This is a genomic window from Natrononativus sp. DTA114 (assembly GCF_059736515.1).
The window spans coordinates 196,918-210,385 of sequence record NZ_JCASSN010000002.1 but is presented as its reverse complement, the minus strand read 5'-3'; the positions used below and the strand labels follow the sequence as shown (position 1 = coordinate 210,385).

The following is a 13,468-nucleotide window of genomic DNA, read 5'->3' as shown; positions in this document are numbered from 1 at the left end:
GGTCAGCCCCCGAGGAGCCTCACCAAAAAACGCGGCTCACCGCCACCCTGCGATCGCCAACTCGACGGAGAGCGGAACGGATCAGGCCGTCTGCTCCGCCAGCGGCGCGATCGCAAGCGTGACGGCGACCCCCTCGATCTCCCACTCCTTTCGGTGGCCGTCCTCGACCGCCCGGAGTTCGTCGGCGCGAACCTCCTCGCGAACGAGATCCTCCCGTTGGCTGACGAGGTCGGCAACCCGGTCGTCGTCGATCGAGAGCTCGAGGGCGATCCGCTCTTCGACCTCGAGATCCAGCTCCTTGCGCATCTCCTGGACCCGGCGGATGACCTCGCGGGCGTAGCCCTCGCTCTCGATGTCGTCGGTGAGCGAGGCGTCGACGTAGGCGACCCCGCGGTCGTCGCCGTCGATGCCGAAGGCGGTTCCGGCGACGCCGTCGGGCGTCTCGGTGACGAACGAGACCATCTCCTCGTCGACCTCCACGGGGTCGTCGAGGGTCTCGTTGACCGCGGCCTCGAGGCTCTCGAGGGTCGGCTCCTCGATGCGGGCCTCATTGAGCGCGTTCATCACGGTGCCCGCGTCGCCGCCGAAGGCCGGCCCGAGCACGCTCATGTCGGCCTCGGCGCTGTAGGCGAGTTCTCCCCAGCGCTGGCCGGGGGAAACGAGTTCGATCTCGCGGGCGTTGAGCCGGTCTGCGAGCAGGTCGGTGTGTCGCTCGACCGCCGCAGCGACCCGTTCGTCGTCCGCGGCGACGACCACCCGCGGGACGGGCCAGCGGAGCTTCCGGCCGGCCTGCTGGCGGGCGTTCGCGCCCGCTTCCTCGATGGCGCGCAGGAGGGCGACGTCCTCCTCGAGTTGCTCGTCGGCCCAGTAGTCGGAGACGGCGGGCCAGTCCTCCATGTGGACCGTCGGGTGGCCGGCGTCGCCGGTGAGAGTGCCGTAGATGTCCTCCGTGACGAACGGCGCGTAGGGAGCGAGGAGAACGACGACCTCGCGGAGGACGTGGTAGATGGTGGCGTACGCCGCGTTCTTGGAGGCGCTGTCCTCTTCTTCCCACATCCGCTCGCGGACCGCCTGGACGTAGAATCGGGAAACGTCCTCGACGACGAAATCCAGGAGAGCCTCGAGCGCCTGGTCCTGGCGGAACGCCTCGAAGGCCTCGGTCATCTCGGCTTTCGTCGACTGGAGCCGGGCGAGTACCCACTCGTCGACGAGTTCGAGATCTTCATCGACCGCCTCGAGATCGGTGGTCTCGGGGTCGAAACCGTCCAGACGCATATACGGCAGCGGGAAGCGGAACACGTTCCAGAGGGTGCGGAGGTGGTTCTCCATCGTGCGCATCCCGTCCCAGGAGAAGCGCATGTCGTCACCCTGCGGGTTCGCAGAGAGCAGGAACAGCCGCATCGCGTCGGCCCCGTGGCGGTCGATCGCCTCGTGGGGCTCGACGACGTTACCCACCGACTTGGACATCTTGCGGCCGTCCTCGTCTAAGGCGTGGCCGTGCATCAACACCTGCTCGTAGGGGATCTCGCCCATCGCCGCGGTGCCCATGCCGAGCTGGGACCAGAACCAGCCGCGGGTCTGGTCGTGGGCCTCGAGGATGAAGTCCGCGGGCCAGAGCTCGTCGAACTGACTGTCGTCCTCGGGGAAGTTCAGGGTCCCCCACGAGGCGACGGAGGAGTCGAGCCAGACGTCGAAGACGTCCGGGACGCGGGTGTAGGTGGTCCCGTCCTCGGTGATCGTGAGGTCGTCGACCGTGTCCTTGTGGATGTCGACGCTGGCAGGGTCGACGTCCTGGTCGACGCGCTCTGCGAGCTCCTCGCGGGTGCTGATGACGATCATGTCCTCGTCATCGTCTCTCCCCTCTGGCGTCCAGATCGGGATCGGAATCCCCCAGTAGCGCTGGCGGGAGACGTTCCAGTCCGGCGCGTCCTCGACGAAGTCCCGGAACCGGTTGTCGCGAGCCCACGACGGGTGCCACTCGCTGTCCTCGATGTTGTCGAGCAGCTCGTCTTTGACGTCCGTGATCGTGATGAACCACTGGTCAGTGACGATCTGGATGATGCCCGTGTCGCAGCGCCAGCAGTGGCCGTAGCTGTGGGTGACCGTCTCCGAGCGAAGCAGGTTGCCGTTCTCCTCGAGGTCCGCGGTGATCTCCTCGTCGGCCTCCTTGACGAACTGGCCCTCGTATTTGCCGCCCTGTTCCGTGTAGACGCCGTCGCCGCCGACGGGACAGAAGATGGGGAAGCCGAGTTCGCGCCCGCGCAGGAAGTCCTCCTCACCGTGGCCCGGCGCGGAGTGGACCAGTCCCGTGCGGTCGGCCTCGACGTACTCTGCATCGTAGATCTGGAGCGCGCCCTCGTGGTCGGCGTGGGCGGGCACTTCCTCGGCTAAGGGGTGTTCGTACTCCCAGCCGACCATCTCCGAACCCGTGAGCTCTTCGACGATTTCGTAGTCGTCGTAGCGCCCCTTCTTCAGGACGCCCTCGACGCACTCCTCGGCGACGTACAGTACCTCGCTCGCGCGCTCCGCGGCTTCGCCGCTCCGGTCCGCGGAGCTTCGCTCCGCGCGGACGCCCACGTACTCGAGGTCCGGATCGACTGCCGTGAAGGTGTTCGCGGGGATGGTCCACGGCGTCGTGGTCCAGACGACGACGCTCCCGTCGCGATCGACGAGATCGAACTTTACGTAGATCGAGGGGTCCTCGACGTCCTCGTACTCGACTTCGTTGTTCGCCAGCCCCGTCTCACATCGGGGACACTGGCTGATGCTGCGCTTTCCCTGCTCGACCAGACCGCGTTCGGCGGCTTTCGAAAAGCCCCACCAGGCGGCCTCCATGTACTCCGGGGTGACCGTCTTGTACGGGTCCTCCCAGTCCATCCAGACGCCGAAGGACTGGAAGTCCGACTCGAGGCCCTCGAGTTGCTCTTCGGCGTACTCCTTGCAGGCGTCGATGAAGTTCTCCTCGCCGAACGCCTCGATGTCCTTCTTGTTCTCGAAGCCGAGGTTCTCCTCGACCTGCGTCTCGATGGGGAGCCCGTGCATGTCGTAGCCCGGCCGGTCCGCCACGTCGTAGCCGCACATTCGCAGATAGCGGATGTAGACGTCCTTCAGGCTCTTGTTCCAGGTCGTCCCCATGTGGGCCGCTCCGGAGGTGTACGGCGGGCCGTCGACGAAGAAGTAGGACTCGCCGTCGGCGCGGTGCTGTTTCGTCTGCTCGTAGGCGTCGACCTCGTCCCAGTAGTCGACGGCTCGCTGCTCGAGCGCGTGCGGGTCGTACTGGTCGTCGACCTCGCCGAACCTGCTCATACACGGTGGAAATCACTCCGACAGTAAAGAGGAATCGGTTGTACAGATTCGGCTGTCCGACCGGGCCGGATCAGCGCCCGTGACTCGAGCGCCGACGGAAATGTAATACCGGGAGATTGTCAACGGCGCACGAATGCTTGAAGCGCGAGAGGCGGCCGGCGTGCTGTTCGATCGGGAGGTGCTGAAACTCGTCGTCGTGGTCGTACTCGGCTGGTGGATGGCCGGCACGGCGGCCGCTGGGGCCGGGGTGGGTGCAGTTCCCGGGAGTCGTCCACGCGCTTTACGCGAGTGTACTCACGCTCACCAGCGGTGTCGGCTACGCGGTTTACTACGGCGGCGTGCTCGCACTGCTAGTAAAACTCGTCCACGACGCGACGGTGATCGCAGAGCAGGGTTAGTTCGAGACGACTCGCGAGAGGAGCTTCTGATAGCCGAGGCCGTACACGCCCGCGTAGAGCATGACACCGCCGAGAGCCGCGAGCCAGAGGGCGACGAGGGCGTCGCCGCTGCCGAGGTGCTGGAGGCTCGCGTACTCCGCTGCGAGACCCCCTGCGGTCAGGACGGCCGCGAGAACGGAGTACAGCGCGATCGGGAGCAGTTCGACGAACAGTTCCGGGCCGATCGATCTCATACCAACCAGTACGGAGGTGGACAAATGTAAACTTGTCTGTCTCAACACTACCGATGTGACAACACGTTTTTCTATCTCCGATTCGATAGAGTAGCCATGCAACGGTACGGAAATCTTGACTACCCGCGACTCACCAAACTCGGGTTCGGACTCGGCGTGACCATGTTCCTCGTCGGTGCGATCGGTGCGGTGATCAGCCACGCCTACTTCGAGCCGGTACCCGGCTGGCTCGACTTCCTCCTGTTCGACCTCGAGGCGCTCGGTATCCTCGTCGCGCTGTTCTCGGTGATCGTCTTCGGGATCGTCCTGCCGCTCACGGAGTGAAACCGGGCTCGTCGACGATCGGACAGGCTAAGGGCGTCCCGCCCCAGTTTTCGAGCGTGTCCGACCCGCCGTTTCCAGACTCGAGACACGTTCTCGAGGCCGACTGTCGGCGCTGTCCCGCCCTCGCCGAGAACCGCGAGTGCATCTCCTGGGGGACCGGCCCACTCGAGGCCGATGTGCTGGTGATCGGCGAGGCCCCCGGCCCCGGAAACCCGGGTGCGGAACGCTGGCAGGGCGGCAACTGGACCGGCAAGGCCTACACCTCGAGACACTCCGGGCGGCGCATTCGCCGGATGCTCGCGGAAATCGGCTACGACGAGCGAGCCTACTACACGAACGCGGTGAAGTGCTATCCTGCCGACCCTGACGACCCCTCGAGCAACCGCGAACCCACCGACACGGAGCGGACGAACTGCCGCACCCACCTGCTGACCGAGATCGAAACCGTCGACCCCGCCGTCGCGCTCGCGACCGGGAAACACGCCACCGCGAGCGTGCTCGCAGCCGAGAGTCGGGAACTCGAGGGCTTCATCGACGGCGTCCTCGAGCCCGTTCGCTGCGAACGACTCGAGACGTGGCTGCTGCCGATTCTCCACCCCTCCTATCAGGACGTCTGGATCGAGCGGCTGGGGTACGAGCCCGCGGCGTATCTCGAGGCGATCGGGGCGATGCTCGACGAACTGTGCGAGTAACGAGTCGTGCGGGTGACGGTTCGCGCGAGCGGTGGGTCCTGTACTGCCAGAAGTCGCGGCGACTAAGTTCCAGCTATTCCAAGCCGGTGTATGGCCGTCCGCTATCGCCTGACAGACGTCGACACCGTACTCGAGGAGGGGTCCTGGCTGTTCACCGTTCGAGACGCTCGCGGCAACCGCGAGGAGGTGATCCTCGTCCCCTGCGCTGGCGAGGGCGAACCCGTCGAGGCCTGGGTCAACCGCTGTACGCACGAGGCCCAGGCGCTTCACCGGGAGGGCGTCGGCGCCGTCTTCCGCGACGGCGAGATCGTCTGTCCGAAACACGGCTCGACGTTCGACACCTGCTCGGGCTACTGCGACAACGGCGACGCGGCGAAGACGACCCTCGTTTCCGTCGAGACGACCGTCGAGGACGACCAGGTGTACTTGACCGACGACTCGGTCTCCTACCTCGGAGACGGCGGGGTCAGCGACGACGAGGACGACGACGCGCCGGGATCGACCTCTCACCTGCAGTTTTAGCGGGCTCGAGCCCTCCGTCGCCGCTCTCGGCCGCTTGGGCCGTTCGAATGGCGGTCGCGCTCGGGCAACCTTCTTGGCGCGGGACGACACACAGTGGCGTATGAGTACGATATTCAGCCAGATCGTCGACGGCGAGATCCCCGCTCGAGCCGTCTACGAGGACGAGACGACGTTCGCCTTTCTGGACGCGAACCCGCTCGCGCCGGGACACACCCTGGTGATCCCGAAGGACGAGTACGAGCGGCTGAACGACGTTCCCGACGACGTCGCGACGGACCTGTACGCGACGATCCACCGGCTGGTACCCGCCGTCGAGGCGGCGGTCGACGCCGACGCGACGACCGTCGCGTTCAACAACGGCGAGGAAGCCGGCCAGGAGGTTCCCCACGTCCACTGTCACATCATCCCGCGATTTTCGGGCGACGGTGGCGGTCCGATCCACGCCATCGCCGGGGAAACGCCGGATCTCGACGACGACGAACTCGACGAGATCGCCGACGGGATCGAATCGCGAGCCTGATCGGATGGCGCTGGCCGACCTCGTCGCCGACCTGCGCGCCCACCCCATCGCTGCGGCCCTCGAGTTCGGAACGCTCGCCGCCTGCGTGGTGCTGTTCGTCGGAACGATCGTCGCCCTGGCGAGCGGTCCGCCGACCGGCCTCGAGGGCCCCTGGCTCCTCCTGATCGGTCTGGGAACCGTGGTCGTCCTCCTCTGGACGGTGGCGGTTCCGCTCTACCAGCGAGTTGCGGACTAAAACAGAACGCCGAACAGCAGATCGCCGTAGACGAGCGCGACCACCAGCCCCAGAAACACCGGCACGAGAAACGGCGTTCCCGGCGAGATCCAGACGGTCTCCTCGGTGGTCGCGACTTCGAGCCCTTCCCGCAGCGTCTCGGGCGAGGTGCCGTAGGCGGTGCCGTCGATCGACTCGAGGAACGCCTCGGCCCCCCAGGGATCCTCGAGCGAGCCGGTTTCCGCGCGGGTCTCGAGAGAAGCGGCCTCGGCCGTCCCGCCGTCGCCGATCGGTTCCGCGGCGTCGACCGCGCCGTCGGTCGGCGGGTTCGGGCGTGCGGGGAGGGTCGCAGGGTCGCGGTACCGGTCGGCACCCTCCCGGAGTTCCGAGAGCGACAGCCCTCGCCAGCGGAGGTACATCCGCATCGCGTCCAGGTCGAGGCCGCTTCTGGTCCGACCGGTCGGCGTCTCGAGCAGCCGGCCGTGGGTTTCGGGGAGACGCCTCCAGGAGACGGGCCAGCCGACGAACATCACGGGTTCGATCCGCCCGGCGAGCGCGTTGCGGATCGCCAGCGCGACCGGAATAACGGCGCCGATGACGACGGCATTCGTCAGGATCGAAAGCGAGAACGCCCCCGCCTCGCCGAGCGGGTGGACCGTCAGCGGAAACGTCCAGCCGGCGGCGGCGTAGAACGGTGCTGTCGGGAACAACAGCGCGAGCACCATGAGCGCCTTCGCGTCGGCGCCGCCGAAGCCGCCGAACCACCAGAACAGATAGGAGAGCGGGACGACGAACCCGAGGCTGATCGCGGCGGGGATCAGAAAGCCGTGGCTCCAGGCGTAGCCACCGGCCTCGGCGGCGAGCCAGCCGTCCCAGACGAGCAAGAGTGCCCCGAGGATCCCGAGCGGGACCCAGAGGATGGCCGTGATTCGGCGTGTCTTGACGTCTCGAACCGCCGCCCAGGCGAAGACGGGAACGACGAGGAGCCGCAGGAGATCCGGGGTCGTCGCCAGACCGGCCGAGAGTGTCACACGAACCTCTCACGAGCGGGGGATGATGACGCTTTCGGCCGGGAGAGCGCGCCAGCTCGAGACCGGGACAATCGAAAAAGCGCAGGTCGCGTTAGATGACGCGGTTCTGCAGGTAGTCGAGGTGTTTGGCGTTGTAGACGATCTGGACCTCGTCGGTTGCCGGTGAACCGATGCAGGTCAGGCGGACGTTCTTGTCCTCGACCTCCTCGTCCGAAAGAATCTGCTGCATGTCCATCTCGATTTCGCCCTCCGTAACGATGGCGGCACAGTTCGCACACGCGCCTGCACGGCAGGAGAAGGGCCAGTCGTAGCCCTGGGCCTCGGCAGCCTCGAGGATGTACTCGCTCTCGTTGACGTCGAGGGAGCCGTAGTCCTCCTCGTCGAAGCCGGCGTCGGCGGCCTTCTCGAAGAGGTCGTCGTCGTCCATTTCCCAGCCCTGGTCATCCAGTACTTCGTAGTTGAGGTATTCTACCGTGGGCATCAGTCGCCGTTTCGACGCCCGCACTGGTATACCTTGCTGTTCGGTCCTCAATGGTCTTTCACGCGAGGTGTACTGAATCCGGCGGCTGCTGGCCCGCTGGCGATAGCTGGCGGCCGACGCTCGAGCGTGTGCGGGACGATCTCCCGTTCAGAACCCGAACAGGGGGATGAATCGGAAGGTGAGAAACGCCCCGACGGTCGAGATGACCGGAACGACGTTCTGCATGAGGATCACGCGCGCCGTCGTCGAGGGGTCGAAGAGATCCGAAGCGGAGGGAATGTCGTCGGTATCTTCCTCGCCGATCGCCGGAGAAGGCTCTCCCTCCTCGTCGGCCGTGAGCGCCCCGACGGACACCGGCGTCTCCTCCCCGCGGGCGGCGTCGGAGATGGTCGTCGTCCGGGTCGCCCGACCCCAGCCGAGGCCGACGATACTCATCGTCGCGATGACGACGAAGCTGGCCGGAATACCGATCCAGGAGAGCGCGATGACGATCCCGGAGCTCACGACCGCGACGACGATCGCTGCCGTCAGCGGCAGGTTCGTGATGTCGTTGCCGAGCGTGTCGAGGGTTCGTCTGGCGATCGTGAACGCGCCAATGGCGACCGCCGCCGAGCCGATGAGGATCAGGGGGATCATCTCGATGTCGCCGGTCGCGTAGATCGGCGCGATCGCGTTCGCGATGTTGCTCGTTCCCGAGGAAAAGCCCATCAGACAGCCGATCCCGACGACGACGGCCGCGCCGGTGTACTCGCGTCGGCTGGCTCCGGCGTTGATCGAAAGCCGCGGAATCAGCGTGGTGCGGTCGAACGAGACCATCGGTTCGCCCTCGCGGTCCTGGTCGAGCGCGACCCAGGCGTTGATCTGCGGGTAGAAGTACCGGCCGATCACGCCCGACACCCAGAAGCCGATGATCGGGGCGACGAACCACCAGATGACGATCGTCCCGAGCACCTCGAGGTTGAGTTCGCCCGCTGCCAACCCCAGCGCGGCGATCGCGCCGACGGCGGTCATCGACGTCGAGGCGGGGACGCCCGCGTAGTTGCCGAGAAACAGCGCCCCGCCGATGAAAAAGAGGACGGTCACGTTGGCCTCGAGGGTGAACACGCTGGTGTCGTGGACGAGTTCGTTGCCGAGCGTGTCGACGACCTGCGGGCCGATCGTGATCGCACCGAGAAAGAAAAACAGCGACATCAGCGCCGCAGCGACGATCTTGCTGATGACGTTGGCCCCGACGCCGGGGCCGAACGCCGGGCCCGTCGTCGCGCCACCGATGTTGTAGCCGACGAAGATAGCGACGAGAACGCCAACGACGAGCAGTACTTCCGTCACGCATGGAACTCACACGATCGGACGGTAAAAACGCGCGTATTTCCGCCGGGGCGGTCTGTCTTTCCCGGGTCGGAGCCGGTGACGCTCGAGAGAGCGGACGGGAATCGCGAGCGATCGTTCGCCCGAAGATGGTATCCGCGTTCGACTGCTGCCAGCCAAAGAATTTCAACCGCCACCACCGTACGGGACAGTAGCATGTCCACGAGACGGGAACCTCTCCGAACCGACCACCTGGGTGATCGTCACCGATGCTGAACCCGGTTCGCGTCGACGCGGCCGTTGATCTGGCGTACGGAGCGCTGATCGTCCTCGCGATCGCACTTATCTGGAGACTCGAGTTCGGTATCGGAATCGCGTTCGGAGTGGGCGTCTTCTCCGCCTACGTCCTTCACGTCGTCTGGAAGATGGCCCGGTTCGATCCGGACTGGATGACCCAGACCGTCCGGGAGACGGTCGAGGAAACCGTCGAACAGCAAGTCGGCCAGAGAGTCGAAGAGTCCGTCGAGCGCCAGATGGAACCCGTCCAGGCCCGGGTCGAGGCCGTCGACGAACGCGTCAACCGCCGCCCGCGGGAGGAGCAAGTCGAGGAACTGATCGAGGAGTCGAAGGACGACGACGGACGAACAGAGACGGACGACGGGGAAGCGTAAGGGCGACGTCCTCGAGCGGGTCACTAGCGGACGATCACGACGGGGACCGGTGCTCGACGGACGACCGTCTCCGCGATGTTTCCGACGAGAAAGCGGCGTGTCGCGTCCGCCCAATCGTCGCCGTGGCTCCCGAGAACGACTGCGTCGTAGTCGTCGGCGCGGTCGATGATGTTTCGTGCAGGGTGGCCGATCCCGACGACCGTGGCTATCTCGCGGTTCCGGTCGGCGGCGATCGCTCGAGCGCGCTCGAGGACGGGTTCGGCCCGTCTGTCGGCGGCTTCCTCGAGGTCGTCCTCGAGGGTGAGACCGACCGCCTCACCCATCATCATCGAGGGAACGCCGACGACGTGCAACACCGTGATACCGGCGTCGGGATGGTTGTCGAGGGCGTACTCGAGGGCGTGGCCGGCCTGCTCAGAGTCGTCCATTGGAACGAGGACCCGTGAGAGCATACACTCTGTTACGGGAGCCAGGAAGGTAAGTGTCCAGTCAGGCGACGCCCGGAACGATCGTAAAGAACCCGTAGGCGAGGAGCGTCGACATCGACGGGCCGATGATCCACATCGAGACGTACTTGATGACGGCCCGCGGGTTGAAGAGATCGCCCGCGTGGAGCACCTCCTCGGGTTCTTCCTCGCCGATCGGCGGCGACGGTTCGCCCTCCATCTCCTCGGCGGTGATCGCGCCGATCGCGATCTCGGTGTCCCCCGACTCGCCAGTGATCGCCTCGCGGGCCGTGATCGGGCGGGTTGCCCGCCCCCAGCCGATCCCAACGATAGTCATCACCGTCGCCATCACGAGACTGATCGGGATCCCGATGTAGGAGAGCGCGGTTGTGATCGTCGAGGCGGTCACCATAACGAACAGCGCCGCGAGCAGCGGGATGTCGCTGAGTTCGCCCCCGACCGAGTCCATCGTCCGGCGGGCGATGGTGAAGCCGCCGAGACCGATCGCCAGCGTCGCGACTATGATCGCGATGTCGCGGTCCAATCCGCCAGCGCCACCGACCAGCGGTGCGGCGGCGTTCGGGACGTTGCTCGCGCCCGCGCTGAACGCCATGTAACAGCCGATGACGATGACCGCCACCGTGGTGAGGAGTTCTCGTCGCGTCGTGTTCGGTCCCAGCGTCGGTTTCGGAACCCCACCGCCGCGATCGAGGGCCAGCAACGGCCCCTCGGATTTTTTGATCTGCACCCGTTCGTTGACCGTCGCGTAGATGTAACGGCCGATGATCGCGCCGATCCAGAAGCCGATTATCGGCGTAACGACCCACCAGGAGATAATCTCCGCAATCGTCGCGTAGTTGAGCGTGTCGGTCGCCAAACCGAGTCCAGCGATCGCCCCAACGGTGGTCATCGACGTTGGAACGGGGACACCGAAAATGTTGGCGATGAGAATTCCTATTCCAATGAAAAAGAGCACAGCAACGCCCGCGCTCAGCGTGAGTTCGGTCGTGATTATGCCCTCGCTGAGCGTGTCCATCACGTTTCGACCGACGGTCCAGCCGCCGAAGAAGACGAAGAACGTCATCACCGCTGCTGCCGTCGTCTTTTTTACAATTCCTGCGCCGACGGAGGGGCCCCACGTGATCCCCGTGGAGGATCCTCCGATATTGAACCCGACGAAAATCGAGGCGATAATTCCCACCAGAAGAACGGTAGCGAGGTCCATATCCGGTAGGACGGTAATACGACCGAAATAAGTTGCGCCAGCGCCGCCTGTCGATCGGGATCGTTCGTGTCGTTTTTCTCGAGCGTCTCGAGGACGTCACCAGTAGTCAAACGCCCCAGATCGCGACGATACCGAGGGTGGTCACCACCGTCAGGATCAACTGTAGCGGCGCACCGAGGCGCGCGAAGTCGGTGAACTCGTAGCCGCCGGGGCCGTACACCATCAGGTTCGTCTGGTAGCCGACCGGCGAGAGCAGCGGCGTGCTCGCGGCGAAGGTGACCGCGAGGACGAACGCGAACTCGTTCGCACCCAACCGGGCGGCGACGTCGAACGCAACCGGGATCATCAACACGACGCTCGCGTTGTTCGAGAGCAACTCCGTGAGGATCGCGGTGAACAGGTAAAACAATCCGAGAACGAGCACGATGTGGAGCCCACCGACGCCGAGCACGGCGTTCCCCGCGAGGAAGGCCGCCGCGCCGGTCTGCTCCATCGCGACCCCCAGCGGGATCAGCCCCGCGAGCAGGAAGATTACGCTCCAGTCAACCGCGTCGTACAACTCCGTCGGCTTGAGCACGCCCGTGACGATCATCGCGACCGCCCCCGCGATCGACGTGATGAGAATCGGAAAGAGTTCGAGGGCCGCCACGCCGACGACGCCCGCAATAATCGCCAGCGCGACCGGCAGCTTCGACCAGCGGTAGGTCGGCCGGGTGAACTCCTGGGCAACGATGACGTTGCGGTCGGTTCCCAGCCGGTCGAGCGCGTCGCGACTGGCCTGGACGAGCAGCGTGTCGCCGCCGCGAAGTCGGCGCTGATCCATCCGCGTGTGGACGAGTTCCGCACCGCGGCGGACCGCCAGTACCGTCGCGTCGTACCGCTGTCGAAACGCCGAACTCGCAAGCGTCTCGTCGACCAGATCGCCGTCCGGAGCGACGATCACCTCCGCCAGCACCTGGGGGGTCGACCGCTCGGTCTCGTCGACCTCGAGATCCGCGTCCGAGACGGTCGTCTGCGGCAGGAGGTCGACTCCCTCGACGTCGGTGAGATCGATGACGGCCTGACGGGCCGTCCGAACGACCAGCACGTCCCCCTCGCGCAGCGACTTCTCGGCGATCGAGGCGCCGAAGGCGTCCTCACCGCGGATGAGCGTCACCGCCTCGAGGTCGACCTCGAGGTCGGCGAGCGCCTCTCGAACGGTGTCGTCGACCAGCGGCGATCCCTCGGGAACGACCACCTCCGTCAGGTACGAGGTCAGCTCGAACTCGCTGGTCAGCTCGTCCCGGGGTTTGATCCGTTCGGGAAGCAGGTACGGCGTCGCCACGAGGAGGTAGAGCGAGCCCGTGATGAGCACGAGCGCCCCGAGGGCGGTGAACTCGAACATCGAAAACCCGTCGCCGAGGTACTCTTCGCGGGCGATGATGTCGCTGGCGAGGATGTTCGTCGAGGTGCCGATCAGCGTCAGCATCCCACCCATCATCGAGGCGAAGGAGAGCGGAATCAGGAGCCTCGAGGGCGAGGTTCCGGTTCGCTCGGCGAGTTCGTTCGCGACCGGGATCATGATCGCCACGACGGGGGTATTGTTGATGAAACCGGCTGAGAGCCCCGAGACGCCGACGATCGAGCCGAGCTGGCGTCGTTCGTCGCCGCCCGCGAACGCCGCGAGTCTCTCGCCTAAGAGCTGGACCGCACCGGTCCGTCGAATCCCTTCGCTCAGGATGAACATCATCAACACGGTGATCGTCGCCGAACTGGCGAAGCCGGCGATCCCCTGGTCGGCCGAGATCGTCGTCCAGGGCTCGAGGACCACGAGAACGACGATCACGAGCAGCGCGGTGACGTCGAGCGGAATCGGCTGGGTGACGAAAAGGACGACGGCGGCGACGATGATCGCGAAGACGACGAGCATCTCCGCGGAGAGCGCGGGGATCTCGGCCGTCTGTAGCGGTAGACTGACACCCAACTCGAGCGTCGCTATCGTCGACACGTTCTCCGCTATCGGTTCATCGGCCGGCGGTAAATACCTACAGGGAAGCGGATAGGTGTGATGACCCTCACGGGCGGGTGGCTGTCGGCCGTCGGCGACGAGAACCGGTC

15 protein-coding genes are annotated in these 13,468 nt (G+C 65.7%); 7 read left to right on the top strand and 8 right to left on the bottom strand.

Features of this window, described 5'->3' with window-relative positions:
* Positions 1–81: 81 nt before the first annotated feature.
* Positions 82–3,306, bottom strand: a complete 3,225-nt coding sequence (gene ileS / locus AC6I6S_RS09025; protein ID WP_497949596.1) for an isoleucine--tRNA ligase — start codon at positions 3,304–3,306, stop codon at positions 82–84.
* Positions 3,307–3,557: 251 nt separating this feature from the next.
* Between ileS and AC6I6S_RS09020 the strand changes: the two genes are divergently transcribed.
* Positions 3,558–3,704, top strand: a complete 147-nt coding sequence (locus tag AC6I6S_RS09020; RefSeq protein ID WP_497949595.1) for a hypothetical protein — start codon at positions 3,558–3,560, stop codon at positions 3,702–3,704.
* On the opposite strand, the gene AC6I6S_RS09015 is transcribed toward AC6I6S_RS09020, so the two are convergent.
* Positions 3,701–3,937: a DUF8151 family protein gene (locus AC6I6S_RS09015; RefSeq protein ID WP_497949594.1), complete on the bottom strand. Its 237-nt coding sequence runs from the start codon at positions 3,935–3,937 to the stop codon at positions 3,701–3,703. The two genes, AC6I6S_RS09020 and AC6I6S_RS09015, sit on opposite strands and share 4 nt — an antisense overlap.
* Before the next feature lie 96 nt (positions 3,938–4,033).
* Here AC6I6S_RS09015 and AC6I6S_RS09010 point away from each other — a divergent pair, with 96 nt between their 5' ends.
* The 5 genes from AC6I6S_RS09010 (at position 4,034) to AC6I6S_RS08990 (ending at position 6,230) form a co-directional block, all read left to right on the top strand.
* Complete coding sequence (locus tag AC6I6S_RS09010; RefSeq protein ID WP_497949593.1) at positions 4,034–4,261, top strand: DUF7860 family protein; 228 nt, start codon at positions 4,034–4,036, stop codon at positions 4,259–4,261.
* A gap of 56 nt (positions 4,262–4,317) precedes the next feature.
* Positions 4,318–4,953, top strand: a complete 636-nt coding sequence (locus AC6I6S_RS09005) for a uracil-DNA glycosylase (RefSeq protein WP_497949592.1) — start codon at positions 4,318–4,320, stop codon at positions 4,951–4,953.
* A gap of 90 nt (positions 4,954–5,043) precedes the next feature.
* Positions 5,044–5,475 (top strand): Rieske (2Fe-2S) protein, encoded by a 432-nt coding sequence (locus AC6I6S_RS09000; protein ID WP_497949591.1) that lies wholly within the window; start codon positions 5,044–5,046, stop codon positions 5,473–5,475.
* Between the two features lie 100 nt (positions 5,476–5,575).
* Positions 5,576–5,995 (top strand): HIT family protein, encoded by a 420-nt coding sequence (locus tag AC6I6S_RS08995; protein ID WP_497949589.1) that lies wholly within the window; start codon positions 5,576–5,578, stop codon positions 5,993–5,995.
* A 4-nt stretch (positions 5,996–5,999) separates the two neighbouring features.
* Positions 6,000–6,230 carry a hypothetical protein gene (locus AC6I6S_RS08990; protein WP_497949588.1) on the top strand — a complete coding sequence of 77 codons (231 nt, stop codon included), beginning with the start codon at positions 6,000–6,002 and terminating at the stop codon, positions 6,228–6,230.
* Here AC6I6S_RS08990 and AC6I6S_RS08985 read toward each other — a convergent pair.
* From AC6I6S_RS08985 to AC6I6S_RS08975, 3 genes are all read right to left on the bottom strand, one after another.
* Entirely contained in the window at positions 6,227–7,240 is a 1,014-nt protein-coding gene (locus AC6I6S_RS08985) for an A24 family peptidase C-terminal domain-containing protein (RefSeq protein ID WP_497949587.1), read from the bottom strand. The genes AC6I6S_RS08990 and AC6I6S_RS08985 overlap by 4 nt on opposite strands.
* Positions 7,241–7,331: 91 nt before the next feature.
* Positions 7,332–7,721, bottom strand: a complete 390-nt coding sequence (gene fer, locus AC6I6S_RS08980) for a ferredoxin Fer (protein ID WP_497949585.1) — start codon at positions 7,719–7,721, stop codon at positions 7,332–7,334.
* Between the two features lie 147 nt (positions 7,722–7,868).
* Positions 7,869–9,050, bottom strand: coding sequence for an inorganic phosphate transporter (locus AC6I6S_RS08975; protein WP_497949584.1), 1,182 nt, complete (start codon positions 9,048–9,050; stop codon positions 7,869–7,871).
* Positions 9,051–9,298: 248 nt separating this feature from the next.
* Here AC6I6S_RS08975 and AC6I6S_RS08970 point away from each other — a divergent pair, with 248 nt between their 5' ends.
* Positions 9,299–9,700, top strand: a complete 402-nt coding sequence (locus AC6I6S_RS08970) for a hypothetical protein (protein ID WP_497949583.1) — start codon at positions 9,299–9,301, stop codon at positions 9,698–9,700.
* A 23-nt stretch (positions 9,701–9,723) separates the two neighbouring features.
* Here AC6I6S_RS08970 and AC6I6S_RS08965 read toward each other — a convergent pair whose 3' ends face one another.
* The 3 genes from AC6I6S_RS08965 to AC6I6S_RS08955 all read right to left on the bottom strand — a co-directional run bounded on the left by AC6I6S_RS08965 (position 9,724) and on the right by AC6I6S_RS08955 (position 13,280).
* Positions 9,724–10,152 carry a universal stress protein gene (locus tag AC6I6S_RS08965; RefSeq protein ID WP_497949582.1) on the bottom strand — a complete coding sequence of 143 codons (429 nt, stop codon included), beginning with the start codon at positions 10,150–10,152 and terminating at the stop codon, positions 9,724–9,726.
* Between the two features lie 37 nt (positions 10,153–10,189).
* Positions 10,190–11,371 carry an inorganic phosphate transporter gene (locus tag AC6I6S_RS08960; RefSeq protein ID WP_497949580.1) on the bottom strand — a complete coding sequence of 394 codons (1,182 nt, stop codon included), beginning with the start codon at positions 11,369–11,371 and terminating at the stop codon, positions 10,190–10,192.
* A gap of 106 nt (positions 11,372–11,477) precedes the next feature.
* Positions 11,478–13,280, bottom strand: a complete 1,803-nt coding sequence (locus tag AC6I6S_RS08955; RefSeq protein WP_497949801.1) for an SLC13 family permease — start codon at positions 13,278–13,280, stop codon at positions 11,478–11,480.
* Positions 13,281–13,468: the final 188 nt, after the last annotated feature.